The sequence below is a fragment of the Streptomyces sp. ISL-96 genome, assembly GCF_018614035.1.
GTDB lineage: Bacteria > Actinomycetota > Actinomycetes > Streptomycetales > Streptomycetaceae > Streptomyces.
On sequence record NZ_JAGGPA010000019.1, the window covers coordinates 15,351 to 36,384 of the forward strand.

At 70.3% G+C, this 21,034-nt stretch carries 15 protein-coding genes; 10 read left to right on the plus strand and 5 right to left on the minus strand.

The features are described 5' to 3' along the window. Nucleotides 1-105 precede the first annotated feature (105 nt). Complete coding sequence (locus tag J7E96_RS12880) at nucleotides 106-564, minus strand: MarR family winged helix-turn-helix transcriptional regulator (RefSeq protein ID WP_215130684.1); 459 nt, start codon at nucleotides 562-564, stop codon at nucleotides 106-108. Between the two features lie 136 nt (nucleotides 565-700). Here J7E96_RS12880 and J7E96_RS12885 point away from each other — a divergent pair, with 136 nt between their 5' ends. The 3 genes from J7E96_RS12885 to J7E96_RS12895 all read left to right on the plus strand — a co-directional run bounded on the left by J7E96_RS12885 (nucleotide 701) and on the right by J7E96_RS12895 (nucleotide 3,291). Then, nucleotides 701-1,195, plus strand: coding sequence for a carboxymuconolactone decarboxylase family protein (locus J7E96_RS12885; RefSeq protein WP_215130753.1), 495 nt, complete (start codon nucleotides 701-703; stop codon nucleotides 1,193-1,195). 29 nt (nucleotides 1,196-1,224) lie between these two features. Further along, complete coding sequence (locus J7E96_RS12890) at nucleotides 1,225-1,641, plus strand: glyoxalase superfamily protein (RefSeq protein ID WP_251069834.1); 417 nt, start codon at nucleotides 1,225-1,227, stop codon at nucleotides 1,639-1,641. A gap of 93 nt (nucleotides 1,642-1,734) precedes the next feature. Further along, nucleotides 1,735-3,291: a DUF1996 domain-containing protein gene (locus J7E96_RS12895; protein WP_215130686.1), complete on the plus strand. Its 1,557-nt coding sequence runs from the start codon at nucleotides 1,735-1,737 to the stop codon at nucleotides 3,289-3,291. 51 nt (nucleotides 3,292-3,342) lie between these two features. Here J7E96_RS12895 and J7E96_RS12900 read toward each other — a convergent pair whose 3' ends face one another. Beyond that, nucleotides 3,343-3,798, minus strand: coding sequence for a hypothetical protein (locus J7E96_RS12900; protein WP_215130688.1), 456 nt, complete (start codon nucleotides 3,796-3,798; stop codon nucleotides 3,343-3,345). Nucleotides 3,799-3,939: 141 nt separating this feature from the next. Here J7E96_RS12900 and J7E96_RS12905 point away from each other — a divergent pair, with 141 nt between their 5' ends. The 5 genes from J7E96_RS12905 (at nucleotide 3,940) to J7E96_RS12925 (ending at nucleotide 12,128) form a co-directional block, all read left to right on the plus strand. Continuing rightward, complete coding sequence (locus J7E96_RS12905; protein WP_215130690.1) at nucleotides 3,940-7,053, plus strand: alpha-N-acetylglucosaminidase; 3,114 nt, start codon at nucleotides 3,940-3,942, stop codon at nucleotides 7,051-7,053. Nucleotides 7,054-7,147: 94 nt separating this feature from the next. After that, nucleotides 7,148-9,127: a hypothetical protein gene (locus J7E96_RS12910; protein ID WP_374196663.1), complete on the plus strand. Its 1,980-nt coding sequence runs from the start codon at nucleotides 7,148-7,150 to the stop codon at nucleotides 9,125-9,127. Nucleotides 9,128-9,368: 241 nt separating this feature from the next. Beyond that, nucleotides 9,369-10,292 carry a metal-dependent hydrolase gene (locus J7E96_RS12915; protein ID WP_215130692.1) on the plus strand — a complete coding sequence of 308 codons (924 nt, stop codon included), beginning with the start codon at nucleotides 9,369-9,371 and terminating at the stop codon, nucleotides 10,290-10,292. Nucleotide 10,293: 1 nt separating this feature from the next. Next, nucleotides 10,294-11,373, plus strand: coding sequence for a PDR/VanB family oxidoreductase (locus J7E96_RS12920; RefSeq protein WP_215130694.1), 1,080 nt, complete (start codon nucleotides 10,294-10,296; stop codon nucleotides 11,371-11,373). A gap of 26 nt (nucleotides 11,374-11,399) precedes the next feature. Beyond that, nucleotides 11,400-12,128, plus strand: coding sequence for a TetR/AcrR family transcriptional regulator (locus tag J7E96_RS12925; RefSeq protein WP_215130696.1), 729 nt, complete (start codon nucleotides 11,400-11,402; stop codon nucleotides 12,126-12,128). On the opposite strand, the gene J7E96_RS12930 is transcribed toward J7E96_RS12925, so the two are convergent. Then, nucleotides 12,107-12,793 carry a DUF4230 domain-containing protein gene (locus tag J7E96_RS12930; protein WP_215130698.1) on the minus strand — a complete coding sequence of 229 codons (687 nt, stop codon included), beginning with the start codon at nucleotides 12,791-12,793 and terminating at the stop codon, nucleotides 12,107-12,109. The genes J7E96_RS12925 and J7E96_RS12930 overlap by 22 nt on opposite strands. Before the next feature lie 195 nt (nucleotides 12,794-12,988). Between J7E96_RS12930 and J7E96_RS12935 the strand changes: the two genes are divergently transcribed. Further along, nucleotides 12,989-14,143 (plus strand): amidase domain-containing protein, encoded by a 1,155-nt coding sequence (locus tag J7E96_RS12935; protein WP_251069827.1) that lies wholly within the window; start codon nucleotides 12,989-12,991, stop codon nucleotides 14,141-14,143. Between the two features lie 13 nt (nucleotides 14,144-14,156). Then, nucleotides 14,157-14,582 (plus strand): hypothetical protein, encoded by a 426-nt coding sequence (locus tag J7E96_RS12940; RefSeq protein WP_215130703.1) that lies wholly within the window; start codon nucleotides 14,157-14,159, stop codon nucleotides 14,580-14,582. A gap of 96 nt (nucleotides 14,583-14,678) precedes the next feature. Here J7E96_RS12940 and J7E96_RS12945 read toward each other — a convergent pair whose 3' ends face one another. After that, entirely contained in the window at nucleotides 14,679-15,341 is a 663-nt protein-coding gene (locus J7E96_RS12945) for a class I SAM-dependent methyltransferase (RefSeq protein ID WP_215130705.1), read from the minus strand. 151 nt (nucleotides 15,342-15,492) lie between these two features. After that, nucleotides 15,493-20,817 carry a pullulanase-type alpha-1,6-glucosidase gene (pulA, locus tag J7E96_RS12950; RefSeq protein WP_215130707.1) on the minus strand — a complete coding sequence of 1,775 codons (5,325 nt, stop codon included), beginning with the start codon at nucleotides 20,815-20,817 and terminating at the stop codon, nucleotides 15,493-15,495. Between the last annotated feature and the right edge of the window lie 217 nt (nucleotides 20,818-21,034).

A 21,034-nucleotide genomic window follows, 5' to 3' on the forward strand; every position in this document is an offset into this window, starting at 1 on the left:
CCCGCTCCTCAAGCGCCGGAGGGGCTGAATTCGCCGGGGGCAGCTGGGGCGCTGCCCCAGTTCGGGGAGGGGCGGGGTGGGGAACAAGCCCGCCGCAGGCGGCCGCTAGGAGCCGAACCAGCTCGCCGCGTCCAGGCGCAGGCCGTCCGCCGGGACCATGGCCCGCAGCGCCTCCTCCAGGTCACTCACCCGCTCCGCGCCGAGCCTCTCGACCCACCGGTCCCGCAACCGGTCGAAGATCACGGCCGACCGCATGAGTACGTCGGCCCCCCGCGGCGTAAGACGCACCAGCTTGCGCCGCCCGTCGGCCGGATCGTCGGCCCGTTCGACGTAACCGAGCCGCTCCAGCCGCTCGACGGTCTTGCCCGCGGCCTGCTTGGAGACCCCGAGCCGCCTGCCCAGCTCCCCCGCGGTCACACCGTCGCGGCCGACCGCCTGGAGGGCGAAGCCGTGGGCGGGCCGGACGTCGGGGTGGCCCTGTTCGGCCAGTTCGGCGTGCAACTCGTCGATGAACGACCGGAATCCGGCGAACAGCAGCAGCGGAAGCTCATACCCCTCAGCCATTGCAGAACTCGTCAACGTGGTTTACTTTTTCGTCAATCACATTGTCGAGTTTACCTCTCAGGGAGACCTCTTGACCGGCACGCCGCTGTTCCCGGACCACACCACCGAGACCGCCCCCACCGCCTCCCGCCGCTCCATGGAGGCGACCACCAAGCACCTGGGCTACCTGCCCGCCCCCGTCGCCCGCATGGCCAACTCCCCGCACCTGCTCGACGGCTTCCTGAAGATCAGCGCGATGTTCGAGTCGACGACCCTGGACCCGCTCTCCCGCGAGGTCCTGATCATGACGATCGCGACCCGCAACGGCTGTCACGTCTGCGTCGCGATGCACACAGCCAAGCTGACAGCGCTCGGCGCGGACGCCGACCTGATCACGTCGCTGCGCGAGCAGCAGCACCAGCAGCAGCCACTCAGCGACGAACGTCTCGAAGCCGTACGGCAGTTCACGCTGGCCGTCATCGCGACCGCCGGCGCCGTCTCCGACGACACCCTGCGGGACTTCACAGCCCACGGCTACACCCCGCAGAACGCCCTGGAGGTCGTCCTGGGCATAGGCGCCTACACGATGTCGACCCTGGCCAACCGGATGACCGGCGCTCCCCTGGACGAGCAGCTCGCGCCGTTCGCCTGAGAGCCTGAGGGGAGGATGACCTCATGACCATGAACGAGGACGTCATCCCGATCCTGCACGTCAAAGACGCCGATGCGGCGGCCACCTGGTACGCCCGCCTCGGCTTCGCCAAACAGTGGGAGCACCGCTTCGAGCCGGGCTTCCCCGCCTTCGTGGAGGTGGCACGCGGCCCAATGAGCCTGTTTCTTTCGGAGCACCAGGGGGACGCCCGCCCCGGCACGCTGGTCTACCTGCGCGTGCGTGACGTGGACGCCGTCGCCGCGGAGTTCGGCGTAACCGTGGAGGACCAGCCGTGGGCGCGCGAGGTCGAGGTGCGGGACCGCGACGGCAACCGGCTCCGGGTCGGTACGCCGGCTGACAGCGACACCGCGCCTCACGTCATCCCGTACGTCGCGGTCCGTCCCTGTTTGCGAATGGAGATAACTACGAATCCGGAAGAGGTCTGAACAGGGCGCGAACCGCGCCCGTATGGAACGGAGCGCTTCTCCCCTGCCGGGACCCCCCTTACCTTCACCCGGCACGAAGCTAAGAGGAGTTCCATGCGACGCGCATCAAGAAAACGTTCCACGCTGGCGAACCGGGCGATTGCCGCTTCGGCCGCTCTGATCCTGGGCGGGGGTGGACTGCTCGCGGTGAATGTCTACGCATCCGCAGGTGAAGGCTGGTCCGACCCGGACCCGGCTCAGTCCGGTCAGCTTCGGATCGCCGGTCAGCAAATGTCGACCATTGACTGTCCGGAGGTGGCGAACGACCTGCCCGAAGCGGTACCCGATTCGGCGCGCCAGGAAGTCGACCGGGAGCTCGCGGCTCTCGACTCCCAGATCACGGAGGCCTACAAGCGATTCGCCGATTCCCAGCAGCAGATCGCACAGGACCCGAACTTGGCCCAGAACGCCATTCTCGGACCGCTGAAGGACAAGCGGCTGGCCACCATTGACCGGATCGCCATCGCCTTCGACCGTGCGGCCGAACGCCCCCAGGGGCTCGAAAGCCTCGCACCCTGTACCTTGCGCGCCGACGACAACGGAGGGGCCGGCGGGGAAGACGGGCAGGGCGGGGACGGGCAGGGCGACGGCCAGAACGGTGGCGATCAGGGTGACAACAACGACAACGCTGGTCAGGATGGCAACCAGGATGGTGGTCAGGGCGATGGTCAGGGCGACGCCGGCCAGGACAACGGCCAGGGCAACGGCAACGGCGGGCAGGCCGGCAACGGCCCCAACGCCGCCGACTTCGTCGACATCCAGTCCGTCCAGCCAAACGTCCAGCAGCCCCAGCAGCAGCGCGGCGCCTCCCGCGGCGAGTTCACCACCAATTGCGGGAAGAACGAGAACGGGAAGTTCAACCCGGACAATGTCATCGTCGCACCGGGTGTGAGCAACGGCGCGCACCATATGCACGATTACGTCGGCAACCAGGCCAATGACGCCTTCGCGAGCGACGACGACCTGGCCCGCGGTCAGACCACCTGCCAGAACCAGGGCGACAAGTCGACGTATTACTGGCCCGTCCTGCGCCTCCAGAACGGCCAGAACGAGAACGACGCCAATGCCGACGGCGGAGGAAAAGACAGCAACGTCGGCGAGATTCAGACTCCCACCGAAGTCTCGCTGAAATTCGTCGGCAGTCCCGTCAGCAAGGTCACCGCGATGCCGCGATTCCTTCGGATCATCACCGGTGACGCCAAGGCGTTCACCAATGGTGACGCCAATGCCAACGCGTCCTGGAGCTGCACCGGATTCGAGGACCGCCAGCTCAAGGACAAATACCCGATCTGCCCGGAAGGCAGCCAGGTCGTCCGTACGTTCAACTTCCAGAGCTGCTGGGACGGCCAGAACACCGACAGCGCCAATCACCGCACCCATGTGGCCTTCGCGGACGAGAACGGTGCGTGCCCGAACGGATTCCAGGCCATCCCGCAGCTCGTGCAGCGGATCGTCTACGACGTCCCGCCGGGCCCCGGGTTCGCGGTCGACTCGTTCCCTGAGCAGCTTCACAAGGCGGGAACCGACCACGGCGACTTCATCAACGTCTTCAACAGCCGGCTGATGCAGAAGGTGGTGTCCTGCGTGAACGACGGACGCCGTTGCACCTGACCCCTGCCTAGGGCGGCCGTCCCCCACCGGCCGCCCTCTCCCCCTGCGCGGTCAGCTCCCGTGGTGACCGGAGTGCTTCTCCTCGTTCCCCCCACCGCCACTGTCCCCAGAGTGGTGCGAGGCAGTCTCCACCGTCCCACCGAGCTGGCCGCGCAGCGCTGTGACCACCTTCTGGTCGCCCACCGCGACCCACTTCCTGCCGACCAGGTACGCCCCGCCGTAGTCCTTGGCCTCGTTGATCCACTCGCGCTGTCCGCGGTCGGTCGCGAAGGTGGCCAGCACGTAGCGGCCGTCGCCGGTCTTGCAGTTCGCCTGACGCAGCTCCTCCGCGTCCGTCTGGATGTTCGGCTCGCACTCCACCTTCTTGGCGAGCTGCTCCAGGCTGCCCGTGGCCGTTTCCGGCACCGGCTTCTCTTCGTCACCGCCCGCCCCGCAACCCCCGGTGAGCAGGGCGAGAACGGCTATGGCTGAGGCGGCGTTCGCTGTACGTCGGCGTTGGTTGCGCATCTGCCCATCGTGCCCCGTTGGGCCACACGGTGGGGTGGATACGAACACATCGCACGCCCCATTGCCGCACCCCCACGCCGTCATTAACGTGCGCCCGGTACGCCCCTGTCGACGTCGCCGTCCCACCGAGGAGCACCCCCGATGACCGACCGTCTGCCGCGCCGTACGCTGCTGGGCGCCGCCGGAGCCATCGGCGTCGGAGCCGCGGTGGGCGGGCACCTCCCAGCCATGGCCGCACCGGAACCCCCTGCCGCCCACGCCCCCTCCCACGCCCCCGCCCGCGCCGCGCTGGAGCGGCTGCTTCCGGAGCACGCCGGCCAGTTCCACCTCGCCACGCTCAACAACACCGGCGGCAACGACCGTTTCCGGGTCGGCGGCACCACCGGCCGCATCGAGGTCGCGGCCACCGGCCCCGCCGCCGCGCTCACCGGCGTCCACTGGTACCTGAAGTACGTCTGCGGCGCGCACATCTCCTGGTCCGGCACCCAGCTCGACCTCCCGCAGCGGCTGCCCGCGCCCCGCACGCCCCTGGAGCGTTCGGCCACCGTCCGGCACCGCTTCGCGTTCAACGACACCCACGACGGCTACACCGCGCCGTACGCCGACTGGGCCCGCTGGGAGCGCATGATCGACGTACTCGCCCTGCACGGCTTCAACGAGGTGCTGGTCACGACCGGCCAGGAGGCCGTCTATCACCGTCTCCTCAAGGACTTCGGTTACTCCGACACCGAGGCCCGCACCTGGCTGCCCGCCCCCTCCCACCAGCCGTGGTGGCTCCTGCAGAACATGAGCGCGTACGGCGGCCCGCTGTCCCCCGAGCTCATCGCGAAACGGGCCGCCCTCGGCCGGCGCATCACCGACCGCATGCGCGAGCTCGGCATGGAGCCGGTGCTCCCAGGCTACTTCGGCACCGTCCCCGACGGTTTCGCGGGCCGCAACCCCGGCGCCCGCACTGTCCCGCAGGGCGACTGGATGGGCCTGCGCCGCCCCGACTGGCTCGACCCGCGCACGGCGTCCTTCCGGAAGGTCGCCGCGTCCTTCTATCACCACCAGCACGAACTCTTCGGCCCGGTCGAGCACTTCAAGATGGACCTCCTCCACGAGGGCGGCTCGGCGGGCGACGTGCCCGTCCCCGAGGCGGCCCGAGCGGTCGAGACGGCTCTCCACGCCTCCCGCCCCGGCGCCACCTGGATGATCCTCGGCTGGCAGACGAACCCGCGCCGCGACCTGCTCGACGCGCTCGACAAGAACCACCTCCTGGTGGTGGACGGCCTGTCCGACCTGGACACCGTCACCGACCGCGAGAAGGACTGGGGCGGCGCCCCCTACGCCTTCGGCACCATCCCGAACTTTGGCGGCCGTACGACGATCGGCGCCAAGACGTACATGTGGACGGAACGCTTCACCGCCTGGCGCGACCGCCCCGGCTCCGCCCTCGCCGGCACCGCCTACATGCCGGAGGCCGCCGAGCGCGACCCGGCCGCGCTGGAGCTGTTCTCGGAGCTGGCGTGGCGAAGGGAGGCGGTGGACCGCGAGGAGTGGTTCCAGGGGTACGCCGATCTGCGGTACGGGGGCCGGGACGCGGACGCCCGCGCCGCTTTCGCCGCGCTGCGCGAGACGGCGTACCGCATCACCAGCCGCGACGGCCGCCCGCACGACTCCGTCTTCGCGTCCCGCCCGAGCCTGTCCGCCGCCTCCGGCACGCACTACTCGACGCATGCGCCCGCCTTCGACCCGGCGGACTTCGACAAGGCGTTCGGCGCGCTGCTCGGCGTACGGGAACCCCTGCGCCGCTCCGACGCGTACCGCTACGACCTCACCGACCTCGGCCGCCAGGCACTCGCCAACCGCTCCTGGCAGCTGCTGCCGCAGCTGAAGGCGGCGTACGGCCGGGGCGACCTGACGGCCTTCCGTGCCCTTTCCGCCCTCTGGCTGAAGCTGATGCGGCTGAGCGAGGACATGACGGGTTCGCACCGCGCTTTCCTTCTCGGACCGTGGATCGAGGACGCGAAGCGCCTGGCGTCCTCGCCGGCGGAGTCGGAGCAGCTGGAACGCACAGCGCGCGTCCTGGTCACCACCTGGGCGGGCCGCCCCACCGCCGACGCCGGCCGCCTCGCCAACTACGCCAACCGCGACTGGCAGGGCCTCATCGGCGACTTCCACCTTCCGCAGTGGCAGGCGTACCTGGACGAACTGGAGGACGCGCTGGCCGCGAACCGCGCGCCGAAGTCCTTCGACTGGTACGCCGTCGAGGAGCCGTGGACGCGCGAGCGCAAGACGTATCCGCTGCGCCCGCCGAACGATGCGTACCGCACGGCCCGGCGCGTCCACGACGTGCTGGCCGGCGCGCCCTACCAGGGCACGGTCACCGTCACCGCCGAACCGGCCGCCTTCCCGCCCGGCGGCTCGGCTCTGCTCACCGCCGCCTTCCGCAACGTCAACGGGCTGCGGGCGACCGGCCGCGTCGACTTCGCGCTCACGGGCGTCGAGGCGGTCGCGGAGGGCCCGGCGTCGCTGCGGTCGGTGCCGGCGGCGGGCACGAACAGCGTGTCGTGGCGCGCGAAGGCTCCCGCCGGGCCGCTCACCGGCCCCTTGAAGCCGCTGCCGTACGAGCTGAGCACGGCGTACGGTCCGCAGGGCGAGGCCCGGGTGACCACCGTCCAGCGGGGCTACCTGTACGTCGCGGGGCCGCTGGCCGAGGGCTGGCGGACGTACACGAACAACGGGGCGGTCTTCGGCCAGCTGGAAGACCGGTACGGGGTGGACGGCGGCGGCCAGGACCTGTGGAAGGCGACCGCGGAATTCGGCGTGCTGTACCGGGAGGGGGCGCTGCGGGACGGCGGCGGCGTCACCGTGCGGGTGGACGCGCAGGAGGTGACGGGGGCGTGGGCGCGCGCCGGGATCACCGTCCGCAACAGCCTGGCGACGCCGGGGTCGCCCGGGTTCCTCAACCTCGCGGTGACTCCGGCGAACGGCGTGGTGCTGTCGTACGACACGAACGGCGACGGCACGCTGGACGCCTACCAGCGCCTGACCGGGGTGAAGGCGCCGGTGATGCTGCGGCTCTCGCGGGCGGGCGGGTCGTACACGGGGGCGTGCTCGACGGACGACGGCACGACGTGGCGAACGGTCGGGAGGGTGGCGGTGCGGGGAGCGGTGGCGGACGGCCAGGACGCGGGGATGTTCATGAGTGCGGCGCATGGGGGGAGTGGGGTGCGGGGGACGGTTGAGTTCAGTGGGTGGGGCGCGGGCTGAGGAGTTCGGGCGGCGGGGGTGCGGGTTCGCGTGCAGGTTGCCTGCGGCGACCCCCGCGAGGTGACCATCCGACGATTCGCTCGTTTTGCTGAACGTGCGCCCACAGGATGTTGTCCCCAGCCGCCCTGTCCCCGAGCCCATCGAACCCGTCGAGCCCGTGGAACCCACCGTCGCCCCCATCGACGTCGAGCAGGCCGAGGCCGCGCTCGTCGAGCACTATCCGCGGCTGGTACGGCTGGCGTATCTCGTACTGCCGCCGCACCTCGGCCGCAACCGCCGCGTCCTGACCGCCCATTCGCTCGTGCAGCGCTCCCTGCCGCGCAGCCGCACCCCCGGGGTCCCCGTTCCGCTGCCGCGCCGCCCCGGTGGCGCCTCGGCCGATCCGGGGTACGCGTACGTACGGCAGCGCGTGCTGCGCCAGGCGCTGGAAGCCGGGCTGCCGCTGTGGCGCAAGGCGTGGCCCAAGCGGGCGCAGCTGCCGCCGCTGCTGCCGCAGGTGTGGGGGCTGCGGCTGTTCCCGCGCTCCGGCGGAGCCGACGAACTCGCCCTGGACCAGCGGCTCTCGGCGCTCAGCGGCCCCGGCCGGGCGGCGTACGTACTGCGCGGCCTGGAGCGTATGCAGGACGCGGAGGTGGCGCAGCTGCTCACCGCCGCCGGGGCCGCCGACCCGCACGCGGCGCTGGCCGAGGCGGACGGGGTCGAGGCGCCGGGCGGGGCGAGCGTGGCGGCGCTGCTGGGGTCCGCCGAGTTCGACCCGTGCTCCCTCCAGGCCAGGCCGACGGATCTGATGCGGCGCAGGCAGCACGCCAAGGCCGCGCTCGCCGCGGCGGCCGCCGTGGTGGTGTGCGGGGCGCTGCTCGGGCTGCCGGGCGAGGGGTGGGGGCCCGACGGTGCGGCCGCGCCGGCGTATGCGCGTAACCCTGCGTCCGAGCGTGCGCTGGACCCGTCGCATACGGTCCGGGTCGCGGCCGAGGTGTGGAAGCGGTCTTCCCGTACCGACTTCTCCGCCTGGCCGGCCCGCGGCAACCTCGCCTCCGACAACGCCCTGCTGCGCCGCGCTCTCGCCGTCTGGGCCAGGCCGGGCCCCTCCGTGCAGACCTCCGCGACGCCCGCCACGCCGGTGGGCCCCCCGATGGGTCCGCCGCAGCTGCTCTTCGCGGGTGACGTCGACGGGGCGAGGGTGGTGCTGCTGTACGACGGCCTGCGCGTCGTCCGGTACGCCGAGCCCCGCGACGGCACGGCGGGCGCGGCGCTCGACTTCGCGCGGGTGGACGGCGCGGACGCGGCGGCGGCGAACGCGCTGGTGGTGGGGCGCACGGACGGCAACGTCCGTTACCTGACGGCCCCCTGGGTGCGTACGGCGTCCGTACGGGACCTGCTCGACCCGGCCGGGGCCCCGGCGCCGCTGAAGCGCAACCGGGACGGTGTGACGGATCCGCTCGCGAGTCCGGCGCAGGCGCGCGACTGCCGGTCCTGGGACGCGCTCGAACTGCGCGACGACGCGGGCCCCCGCCTGATGACCGACCTCGGTGAGCTGGCCCCGGCCCGGCTGACGTCGGGCCCGCCGTCCGCGCCGCGCGATGTGAGCGGGCCGCAGGAGCGGGCGCGGTGGGCGCGTACGGCGTGCCTCCTGCCGGCGGTGCGTTCGCACGGCGTGCGCAGCGTGAACTTGTGGGGGTACGCCCAGCAGCCCCTCCCCGAGGGCAACGGCACCGCCGCCTGGCTCTGCACCCGCGCGGAGACGTGGCGGGGTACGGGCAGCAGGGTGCTGGCCCAGTTCCAGGCGCCGTCCGCGAGGCAGGGGGCGCCGGGCGCGATCGCTGCGCGCGCCGAGCATTCGCCGGCGTGCGGGGGGCGGGATCCGCGGGTGCTGGCGGGTGTGCTGTGGAAGTCGCGGGGCGGGAACTGGTACGTACTGGCGGCGGGAAGCGGGCAGTTCACGTCGGTGACGGCGTCGGGCGGGGTGGAGGCCACGGCGCGCGGCAACCTGCTGGCGGTACGGGCGAAGGCGGGCGCACAGGCGGACCTGGACGGACGGGTGGAGAGCGGGGAGCGGGTGGGGGCGCTGCGGTAGGCGGTGCGGGGGTGCTTCCGGTGCGGGCTGGGGTGCGGGTGCGGGTTGCCTGCGGCGCTGTTCCCCTACCCGCCCCTTCCCGAACCTGGGGCAAGCCCCAGACCCCGTACGCCCTCCGGGCGTGTCCTCAAACGCCGGACGGGCTGAGTTCTGCCGCCAGGCCCGCAAAGCCAGCCCCTCCGGCAAAGAAACCCGCCGCACGCCCCTGTTGCAAGGTCGTACCCGTCAGTACATTGACGCCATGTCTAATACGCCGCAGGGGCCCACGCCCGCCGCGATCGCGTCCGAGCGGACCCCGCTCAAGGCCCGGAAGGTCGCGTTCGCGTGGGACGACACGCCCCTCCACTGGGTCCCGGGCGACCCCTTCACCACGCACACCATCAACGTGCTGCACCTGCTGCTCCCGGCCGGAGAGCGCTGGTTCGTACACGTCTACAAGCAGGTGCTGCCGTACATCCACGACGACCGCCTGCGCGAGGACGTCATCGGCTTCATCGGCCAGGAGGCCATGCACTCCCAGGCCCACGACGACGTACTGCCGCACCTGAAGAAGCTCGGGCTCGACCCGACGCCCTACACCGCCCAGGTCGACTGGCTCTTCGAGAAGCTCCTCGGTGACCGCACCCTGCCGCCCGGCAAGGCCCGCAAGTGGTGGCTGATGGAGCGGGTCGCGATCATCGCGGCCATTGAGCACTACACCGCGTTCCTCGGCGACTGGGTGCTCAACGCGGACGAACTGGACCGGCGCGGCGCCGACCCCACCATGCTCGATCTGCTGCGCTGGCACGGCGCGGAGGAGGTCGAGCACCGTTCCGTCGCCTTCGAACTCTTCATGCACGTCGACGGCAGCTACCGGCGCCGGGTCAGGACCTGGGCGACCGCGTTCACCGCGCTGGTCTTCCTCTGGCAGCGCGGCTCGCGGTTCTTCATGGAGAACGACCCGACCCTCCTCGAAGGCAAGGCCACCTTCAAGGACCTGGTGCGCGGCGGGCGGCAGGGCGTACTGCCCGCGACCGGCGACATCATCCGCTCCGTCCCGCGCTACCTCAGCCGTACGTACCACCCCTCGCAGGAGGCCAGCACCGCGCAGGCCGTGGCCTACCTCGCGAGCTCACCGGCTGCCACCGGCCGGACCGGCCTGACCGCCACCACCGGAGGTTCCTGACATGCCCCGTGTACGCACGATCGTTCTCGCCACGGGCGCCGCTGTGCTGGCGCAGCGGGCCCTGCGCCGCCGTATCAGGCGCTCCCCGCTGTGGCCGATGCCGGCCCTGGAGAACCCGATATCGGGCACCCGAGCCGCCTCCCGCGCCCCCGCCTCCCTCCGCCTCCTCGTCACCGGCCGCACCGCACCGGCCGACGGCGTCGTCGAGCTGCACCTGGAGGCACTGGACACGGCGGACCTCCCCGCCTGGACGCCCGGCGCGCACGTCGACCTGGTCCTGCCCTCCGGCCAGGTACGCCAGTACTCCCTGTGCGGCGATCCGGCCGACCGCAGTACGTACACCCTCGCCACCCGCCTCATCGAGGACGGCAGGGGCGGCTCCCGCGAGGTCCACGAGCAGCTGCACGAGGGCTCGGAGGTGGAGATCCGCGGCCCGCGCAACCGTTTTCCCCTCGTCGAAGCGCCGTCCTACGTCTTCGTCGCGGGCGGCATCGGCATCACGCCCGTCCTGCCGATGCTGCGCGCCGCCGAGGCCGCGGGCGCCGACTGGACGCTTCTCTACGGCGGCCGCAGCCGCGCCTCGATGCCGTACATCGACGAGATCGAGAAGCTCGCTGCCCCCGAGCGCGTGACGATCGTCGCGGAGGACACTGACGGCATCCCCGACGTGCGGGCTGCCCTCGCGGACGCCGCCGAGGGTACGGCCGTCTACTGCTGCGGCCCCGAGCCCCTGATGGCCGCCGTCGGCGAAGCCCTCCCGGCCGGCCGCACCCTCCACCTTGAGCGCTTCACCCCCGGCGCCCCCTCCGGCGGGACCGGCGGCGCCTTCGAAGTCGAACTCCGGCGCACCGGCCGCACCGTGACCGTCCCCGCCGACGGCACGGTCCTGGCCGCCGTCCGCCCCGAGGTCCCGGGCGTCTCGTACTCCTGTGAGCAGGGCTTCTGCGGTACGTGCCAACAGCGTGTCCTGGAGGGCGAGATCGACCACCGCGACGAGCTCCTGACGGACTCCGAGCGTGACGACTCCATGCTGATCTGCGTCTCGCGGGCGCACGGTGACCGTCTGGTGCTGGACCTGTAACGAGCGGCGACGGTTACGCTGCTCGTATGACGACCGGGGTGCGCCGAAGGATGGGCGTCGAGGAACGCAGGCAGCAGCTGATCAGCGTCGCACTGGAGCTGTTCAGCCACCGCTCGCCCGAAGACGTGTCGATCGACGAGATAGCGGCCGCCGCGGGCATCTCGCGGCCGCTCGTCTATCACTACTTCCCCGGCAAGCAGAGCCTGTACGAGGCCGCGCTGCGGCGGGCGGCCGACGAGCTCGCCGCGCGGTTCGTCGAGCCGCTCGAAGGGCCGCTGGGCGTACGGCTGTTGCGGGTCATGGGCCGCTTCTTCGACTTCGTCGACGATCACGGTCCCGGCTTCTCCGCCCTGATGCGGGGCGGCCCGGCGGTCGGTTCGTCGACGACGAACGCCATGATCGACGAGGTGCGCCAGGCGGCGTACGAGCAGATCCTCGCGCACCTCGGGATCACCGATCCCCCGGCCAGGCTGGCCATGGTCGTACGGTCATGGGTGTCGCTCGCCGAGTCGACGGCGCTGATCTGGCTGGACGGGCGGGAGATCCCGCGTGCCGAGCTGGAGTTGCAGCTGGTGCACGACTTCGCGGCGCTGGCGGCGGTGAGTGCGGCGTACGACGCGGAGATGGCGGGGATCCTGCTGGACATCCTCGCGCTGGAGCCGGGCGACGGACTGTTCGGTGATCTCATCGTGCGGCTGGCCGCCCTGGCTCCGGCGTCGGGAACCGTACCGGGTCAGCGGACGCCGTCGCCGTAGCGGACGGTGACGTCCGTGAAGCCGAGTGAGTGCAGCAGGCCCTGGAGCATGCTGGTGGTGTTCTTCTCGGCGCGTGCGGCCAGTTCGCTCTCCTTGGCGGCCTCGCCGATGTGACGGGCGGCGAGGCGGTTGACGGCGCGCTCGTCGGCCGGGTTGTCGGAGAAGAAGTCCCCGAGCCGGTCGAGCAGGCCGCGCTCCTTGGAGACGGCGTACGAACGGTCGGCGTCCAGGGCCGGTTTGCCGAGCCGCGCGTGCGGCAGCCGCAGAGTCGCGGCGGTGCGCTCTTCGTTCACGGTGACCTGCCCCTCCCCCACCTTGCCGAGGTCGACGTACGCGCCGACGGTGCCGGCGCCGACGTACAGGGTGCGCGTCCCGCGGAGGGCGTCGGGGAGGAACTTGGCGTCCTTCTCCAGGTCGACGACCACCTGGAAGTTGCCGGAGGCCGCCTCGTAACGGCTCATGTCCTGAATGGACTTCAGAAGCGCCGGGCCGGACCGGTCGTGCGTCTCCTCGCCGAAGACGTCGTCGAGGCCGGGCAGGAGACTGAGCCTGCTGCCGACGAGCAGCAGCACCCCCAGCACGGCGAACACGCCGACCACCTTGGCCCACCAGGAAAGGTGGGTGCGGCGCGGGGCCTTGTCGACCTGTTGCTCGGTGCGAGTCATACGGTACGGATTCCCCCGGAACCCGCGTTGACGCTCAGCGCTGACGAGCGATGGGACGGAACAGATCATTCCGAAATAATCGTATATTAAACCGGCTAAATGCCGCCCAGAGGAGTGCTCCGTGTGCGACAGTCGCCCAACAGGGCGGCTCACGCCCGGAATCAGGGGGAAACAGGAATGAGACCCACTACGAGAATGAAATCGCTCGCCGTCGGCGCACTCGCCGTAGCACTGTCGGCCGTACTGCTGCCGGTTCACGGCGCGAACGCCGCCGTCGGCAACGGCTCGGAGCACACCGACGGCGCTTCGGCCGAACGCACGGTCGACGAGAAGGTCGCGGGGGATTTCGCCGCCCTCGCCGACGCCGTGCTCACCAAGCGCACCTCGGCCCTGCTCGACGGGGCGCGGCCTGCGGCCCGCGCGGCGACAGCCGCGGTCGGTGACGTGCGTATCAGCAGCCGTCTGGCTCGTGCCGAGGACCGCGCCGTCACCGGGCTGCTCGACCGCAAGGCACGGCTGGCCGAACTGCGCGAGGGCTACACCGCGGCGGATGTCGACGTCGACATTGAGAAGGTGGACGTCACCGGTGACCGCGCGACGGCGGAGGCCACCGAGACCACGGTGCTCACGTACAAGCAGATCCGCGGTGACGAGCCACCCACAACGGGGTTCCAGGCGCGGCACAAACTGACCTTCACCGCAGCCGCGGACGGCACCTGGCAGCTCACGGGCATCGCGTCTGTCGACGAGGGAGGTCCCGCCGCGGTCAACGCGCCGGACACCGTCGTCGTGGACGAGGGCGGCGAGGCAGCACCGTCGGGTGAGGCCGCCGGGACCACCAAGCCGGCCCAGCCCCAGTCGAAGCTCTCCGCCACGGCGGGCTACAACTACACCGCCATGGCGAAGTACGCGGAGAAGTACTGGAAGAACTACAACCCGTCCTACCGCACGTTCAACGGCGTGGGCGGGGACTGCACCAACTTCATCAGTCAGTCACTGAGGGCCGGCGGGTGGAAGAACGACACCGGCTGGTACAAGAGCTACAAGAACTGGTGGTACAACTCGTCCAACCAGACCTGGTCCTGGACGAGCGTCAACTACTGGGCGTCGTTCGCGCTCCACAGCAAGCGGACGTACAACCTGTCGAATGTGTACCACATGGGCGTCGGGGACATCCTCCAGATGGACTTCAGCAGCAACGGGTCCAAGGATCACTCGATGATCACCACGTACCGGAGCTCGAGCGGTGTCCCCTACCTCACGTACCACTCCAACGACACCTACCGAAAGTCGGTGGCGAGCATTGTGGCGTCCAACCGGGGAGCGACGTACTACGCCTTCCGCACCTGATCCCGCACGCCGGGTGTCCCGCCTCGGCGCGCTGTGCGCGGCCGTGCTGTGCGCGGGGCTGCTCTCCGCGTGCGGCGGGTCGGAGAAGAAGGCGGACCTGGCGGACCAGGACCGCTTTCTCAGGGAGTACGTGAACCTCCTCAACAAGGCGGACGAGGACGGCTTGGCCGGCCTCCTCGACGACCATCCGCACGGCAAGGAGGACGCGCACGCCCGGATCGCGGCATACGGCGGCCAGGAGTGGGACGTCACCTGGAACCGCACCTCCGACTTCCCGGACGTCTGGAAGGTCCGGCTGACCGGAACCGCCGGAGCGGACAGACGACCAGTCAAGGTCGTGGAGACCGTCAGCTGGGAGGACGAGCACTGGCTGCTGACTCCGCTGGACGGCGTGGTTACGAAGCCGCCCAATGCGGCGGACACGACCCCACCGGGGTGACCGCCACGGGCCCGCGCTTCCTGAGGGAGCGCGGGTCTTCTCGTACCGCGAGCAGGCGGCCGAGCCAGGCGTGGTTGGACGCGGTCGTGTGTTCGGTCAGGCAGCCCCTGCCTGGGCTTTGCGGGCGAGTATTTGAACCTCCTGAAACTGCCGTCGGTCGGTGGGCTGAGGCTCACGAACCATCCGGGCCACCTCGGCCAGCCCGGACTCGCGCAGCATCGCGGCAAGGTGATCAGGCAACCACCGATAGGCCGGCGCGACTGTGTGATCGAAGACCTGCGTCGGGCGAGACGGATCACCGCTTGCCGAAAAGCCGACCAGAAGGTGGCCGCCAGGTGCCAGCACCCGGTGGAACTCCGCCAGGATGACGGGGAGTTCTTGTGGCGGAGTGTGGATGATGGACCAACGTGAGAGTACGCCGCCCAGCACGCCGTCAGCGATGTTCAACGCGGCCATCGAACCCACGTCGAACCGCAGACCCGGATAGGCCTGTCGAGCCAACTCGATCATCGCAGGAGAGGCATCAACACCAAACGCCGCCAGCCCCAGCTCGTCCAGATAGGCGGTGATATGGCCAGGCCCACACCCCAGGTCCGCTACCTGACCGTCCCCACTCGCACGTACGACCTCGGCGAAGGCACCCAAGATCGCGCGGTCCAGGGGGCTGTCACGCAGCGCGTCGCGGAACAGCTGCGCATAGGCGGGTGCGGCAGCGTCGTAGGCCTCGCGGGTGGCACTGAGGGCGTCGTGTTCGACCATGCTCGCGACAGTAGTTCCCGGCGCTGAGGCGAGCCGGGAGAATCACGATCTCCAGGACGATGTACAGCGATCGCGAACCGCAGCCGGACCGGATCCTTCGCGGTCCGGCTGCGGTGATTGAGGAACGTGGTTCGGGGCCGAGCCCCGGTTGCTAGCGGGTGAAGACCGCGACCGTGCGGGCCGGGACGGTGAAGGTGGCTGTGGTTGGGTCGTACGTCGACTTCTTGACCGTCGCGTCCGCGCCCGCCGCCTGCACCGGGTGCAAGGCGTATGGCGTGTCCGTGAGGTCGGTGATCCGCTGCTTCTGCTCGGACGGGGTCGCGTTGAAGACCACGGTCAGGTCACCGGCGCGCATGGTGATGACGCCGGCCGTCTCCTCCTTGCCGGAGAGGGGGAAGGAGACGGCCTGCTGCACCTCGTCCGCCGACGTGAGGCTGAAGGTCTCCTCCGTCGTGCGGATTTTGAGCAGGTCCTGGTACGCCGCCGACGCGCCCTCGATGTCTCGGCAGTCCGGTGTCACGGCCGGGGTCGTCAGCAGGGGCTTGGCGTACGGCCACTTGGACTTGTTGTCCGCTGCGGGCGGCAGGCCGCGGCCGAAGCCGTTGCCGTCGCCGCAGTCCCAGTGGATCGCGTTGAACCAGTCGCCGCTGTCGTAGGAATTGCGGTCCAGGGACTTCGAGCGGAGGAGGTCACTGCCGGACTGGGAGAGTGCCGGGCCCTGTGAGAGTGCCGCCGTGGCCATCGCCAGGACCTGCATGCGGGAGCGGTCCGCTGCCGACGTCCTGCTCGGCAGTTTGAAGGCGAGCGCGTCGTAGAGGGTTTCGTTGTCGTGGGCGTCGGCGTAGGCGAGCGCGTCGCCGGGGGCCTGCGCGTAGCCGGCGGGTGCGCCGTTGTAGTCGACCTCGGAGCCCTTGACCGTACGGCCGGCTGTGTCGGTGAAGGTGTACGCCGCCAGGTTCCCGGTCAGGCCCACCTTGATCAGGTCCTGGTAGTGGAGGAGGCGGGCCTTCTGTTCGGCCCGAGTGCCGTTGGCAGGCGTTGAGTTGGGGTCGGTGTAGAGGCCGGAGGCGAAGCCCTGCACGCCCGGGTCCTCGTCGAAGGGCCCGCCGCCGCGCACCGCGTCACGCGCGCGGTCGGAGAAGGTCGCTATGCCCGTGCCGGCCATGTTCTTCTGGGTGGCCTGCTCGAAGCGGGCGTCGTCGGCGATCTCGCCGAAGTTCCAGCCTTCTCCGTACAGGACGATCTTCTTGCCGTCGACGCCGTCGCGGGCGGGCGTCAGCTCGTCGAGGGCCTTGCGTACGGCCAGGATGTTCGCCTTCGGGTGGTGGCCCATGAGGTCGAAGCGGAAGCCGTCGACCTTGTAGTCCCGTGCCCAGGTGACGATCGAGTCGACGACCAGTTTGCCCATCATGGCGTTCTCGGGTGCGGTGTTGGCGCAGCAGGTGGACGTGGCTACCGTGCCGTCGGCGAGCAGCCGCTGATAGTAGCCGGGCACGATCTTGTCGAGTACGGACTTGTCCGCCTGGCCGGAGGCCACGGTGTGGTTGTAGACCACGTCCATGACCGTGCGCAGGCCGGAGCCGTTCAGGCCCTGGACCATCTGGCGGAACTCGACGGTGCGGCGGGTTCCGTCCGGGTCACTGGCGTACGAGCCCTCCGGGACGGTGTAGTGCAGCGGGTCGTAGCCCCAGTTGTACGCGTCCTTCGCCGCCGCCTTCGAGATGCAGGACTGCTGCTCGTCGGAGTCGGGTGCGTAGACGGAGAGGTCGCAGGCGGGGCGCTGCTGGTCGGTCTTCTTCTCGGGGATGGTGCCGATGTCGAAGACGGGGAGGAGGTGGACGTACGACGTGCCGGCCTTGGCCAGCTTGTCGAGGTGCTTCATGCCCTTCGAGTCGCGGTCGGTGAAGGCCAGGTACTCCCCCGGGTGCTTGGCGGTGCGGTCGGCGACGGAGAAGTCCCTGACGTGGAGCTCCTGGATCTGTGCGTCGCGCAGTGGGGTCGCCGCCGGCTTCTTGAGCGTCGACCAGCCCTTGGGAGCCAGCTTCGGGTCGGTGAGGTCGACGACGAGGCTGCGGGCCGAGTCGGCGGTGAGCGCGGTCGAGTAGGGGTCGGTGACCTTGTTGGTGACGACCTTCTGGACGCTCGGCGCCCAGACCTTCACGGCGTAGCGGTAGGGCTTGCCCGTCCAGCTCTTGGTGCCGGTGACGGACCAGACGCCGGTCGTGTCGTCACGCTTCATCGGGACGGTCTTGCCGTCGAGTTCCAGGGCGACGTTCTGGGCCGTGGGGGCCCAGAGGGAGAGGGTCGGGCTGCCCTTGCGGAAGACCGGGCCGAGTGACGCCTTTGTGGCTGCCTGGCTGTACGTGTCATCGAGTACGCCCGGCAGCTGGACGCCGGTGGCGGCGAGCAGGGCGCCGTTTGCGGCGCGCTGGGTGGCGATGACCTGGCCGCGCAGGGACTCGCGGACCCTGTCGCGGTCGCGCGGGTCGATGGTGAAGGCCGGGTAGTCCTTGAGGTGCGGGTACTTCGCCTTCTGCGTGTCGGTGAGGGCCGAAGAGGAAAGGCGTAGCCAGCGCCCCTCGTCGGAGAGCGCCCCGTCGACGACGGAGATGCCGCCGCCCTGTGCGTACACGAGCTGCTGGCTCGTGGCCTCGGTGGCCTTGACCTTCCAGACGACGGTGTCCTTGTCGATCCACTGCGCCTCGGCCTTGGTCAGGTCGAGCGAGGCCGCGCCGCCGGTCTGCGGCAGCAGGTACTTCGGCTGCCCTGCCAGCATCCACACCTCGTGGCCGTACGTCGTGAGGTCGAGGGACTGGTCGCTGGGGAGGTCCTTGGTGTCACCCTTGTGGAGGATGTAGGAGAGGGAAGTGGCTCCTGCGGCGAGCGGCACCTCGAAGGTCACGCCGTACGCGTCCTTCTTCACCGGCATCAGCGGCTTGGACCAGTCGGTCGGATCCTTGGCGCCCGTCCAGGTGTGCAGCCCCCAGCCGTCGTAGTCGCCGTCGGCGCGCTGGTAGTGGAGCACGGCTTTGGTCTTGTCCTGGGGCGGGTAGGCGCCGTCCGGGGCCTTGGTGGCCTGGCCGTCCTTGCCCTGCTCGATCCACACTTCGCCGGTACGGCCCAGGTCCATGGTGCGCTGCGGGCCGTCAGCCGTGCCGCTCTTCTCGACGGTGTACGGGAGGGACGAGGCACCCTCGGCGAGCTTGATCCACGCGAAGGCGCCGTACGCGTCGCGCCCCGTGAAGGTGGCCGAGCTGTCGCCGGACTTGAGGTTCCAGCCGTCGTAGTCGCCGTCGGGGCGCTTGTAGTGGACGACGGCGTAGTCGCGCTCGACGGCCGTCGGCTTGCCGGGCGCGGGGGCCTGACCCGCCGTCGTCGAGGCGAGGGCGCTCGCGGTGCGTCCGGCGCTGTCCACTACGACTGCCTTGTAGCGGAGGGCGGTTCCGGCCTTCACGTTCCGGTCCAGGTACTGGGTGACCTTGTACGGGGCGTGGTCGGCGGAGCCCAGCGTGCGCCACTTGCCGTTGCCGGTCTGGGCGGCGAAGACGACGCGGTTGAGCTGCCCGCCTTCGACGTCCGCGCCGATCTCCACGGTGCCGGTCGCGCCGGCGGCGGGGGCCTTGAGGGTGATGGCCGGCTTGGCCGCCGGGGCGGGGAGGGGCTCGGCCGCCCGGAGTACGACGGACGACAGCGCGGGCACGGTGACCTTCACCTTGCGGTCGGCGTCGCTGCGTACCGCCCCGGAAGCGGAGGCGGAGGCGGAAGCGCCGTACAGGGCACGGAAGTCGGTGTTCGCGGAGGCCACTTTCAGGTCGACCGTCTTCGCCTCGGCGCCGTTGTTCGTCGCCACGACGTACTCGGACTTGTGCTTGGCGTCCGTACGGGAGAAGGCGTAGACCGAGCCTTCCGCGTGCAGCTCCTGCTGTACGCCGTCGCGGAGGGCCGGGTGGGCCTTCGTCAGCTTCGCGAGCTCGGCGATCGACCTGTAGATGGGGTGCGTGGTGTCGTACGCGTCGGAGGCGTGCGTGCGGTCCGTGCCGAGCTGGTCGTCGTCCAGGTAGTCCGCGGTCTTCGACGCGAAGAGGGTCTGGCGGGCGTCCTTGTCACCGCCGGCGCCGGTGAAGCCCTGCTCGTCGCCGTAGTAGATGACGGGGTTGCCGCGCGAGAGGAACATCAGCTCGTTGGCGAGGCGGGCCCGCTTGAAGAGTTCGGCTTCGTCCGCTGTGGGGTTGTCCTGCTTGAGGAAGGTTCCGATGCGGCCCATGTCGTGGTTGCCGGTGAAGGAGACCTGCTCGTAGGCGTTGGCCTTGTCGGTGGTGTAGCGGAAGTCCTCAGCGAAGACCTTGGCGAGCTTGCCGGCCGGCGCGCCCTGGGAGGCGTAGGCGCGGGTCGCGTCCTGGAGGGGGAAGTCGAGGGTGGAGTCGAGGCGGCCGCGGGTCACGTAGGGCGAGGTGACCTCGGTGTCGGCGGAGTAGACCTCGCCGAACATGAAGAAGTCGTCGCGGCCGCGCTTGGCGGCGTACGCGTCGAGGGCGGTCGCCCACTCGGTCCAGAAGTCCAGGTCGACGTGCTTGACGGTGTCGATGCGGAAGCCGTCGATGTCGAAGTCGCGGACCCACTTCTGGTAGATGTCCGCCATGCCGTCGACGACCTCGGGCCGCTCGGTCCACAGGTCGTCGAGTCCGGCGAAGTCGCCGTACTCGGAGCTCTCGCCGGCGAAGGTCGAGTCACCCCGGTTGTGGTACATCGTCGGGTCGTTGAGCCAGGCCGGGACCTTTTCCTCGGCCTGGGGCTGCTTCGGGGTGTACGGGAAGGAGTCGGCGTCGGTCTTGGGGATACCCTCGCGGTCGTCGAAGGGCCTGCCCGACTTGTCGAGGTAGGGGTACGCGCCCTTGGGGCGGTAGCCGTACTTCTTCTCCGCGTAGTCGACGGTGTCGGCGGTGTGGTTGGTGATGACGTCGAAGAAGACCTTCATGCCCTTGGCGTGGGCCTTGTCGATCAGCTTCTCCAGGTCGGCGTTGGTGCCGAAGTGGGGGTCGACCTGGGTGAAGTCGGTGATCCAGTAGCCGTGGTAGCCGGCTGAGGCGTCTTTGCCGGTGCCCTGGACGGGCTTGTTCTTGAAGATCGGCGCCAGCCAGATGGAGGTGGTGCCGAGGTTCTTGATGTAGTCGAGCTTCTGGTTGAGGCCTTTGAGGTCGCCGCCCTGGTAGAAGCCCTTGTCGGTGGGGTCGTAGCCGGTTTCGAGGCGGGAGCCGGTGAGTCCGCCGCGGTCGTTGGCCGTGTCACCGTTCGCGAACCGGTCGGGGAGCACGAAGTAGAACTGCTCGCGGGTGAGGTCGTGCCGGGGGGACTCGGCGGCGAGCTTGGCGTCGGATGGCGGGGCGGGTGGCTTCGCCGCGGCGGCGCTTGCGGGTGGCGCGGGTATCAGTGCCGCGAAGAGGGCGACCGCGAGGGCTGCGCCGGCTCTGCTGGACATGGACTTGCTCTCCTTTGGTTGGTATGTGGTGCGGGTGCGGGTGCGCGGTGGTGCGGGTCGCCTGCGGCGCTGTCCCCTACCCGCCCCTTCCCGAAACTGGGGGCAAGCCCCCAGACCCCCGGACGCCCTACGGGCGTGTCTTCAAGCGCCGGACAGGCTGGAAAAATCCAGCCCCTCCGGCGCTTGAGGAGCGGGGCCTGGGGCGGAGCCCCAGCAG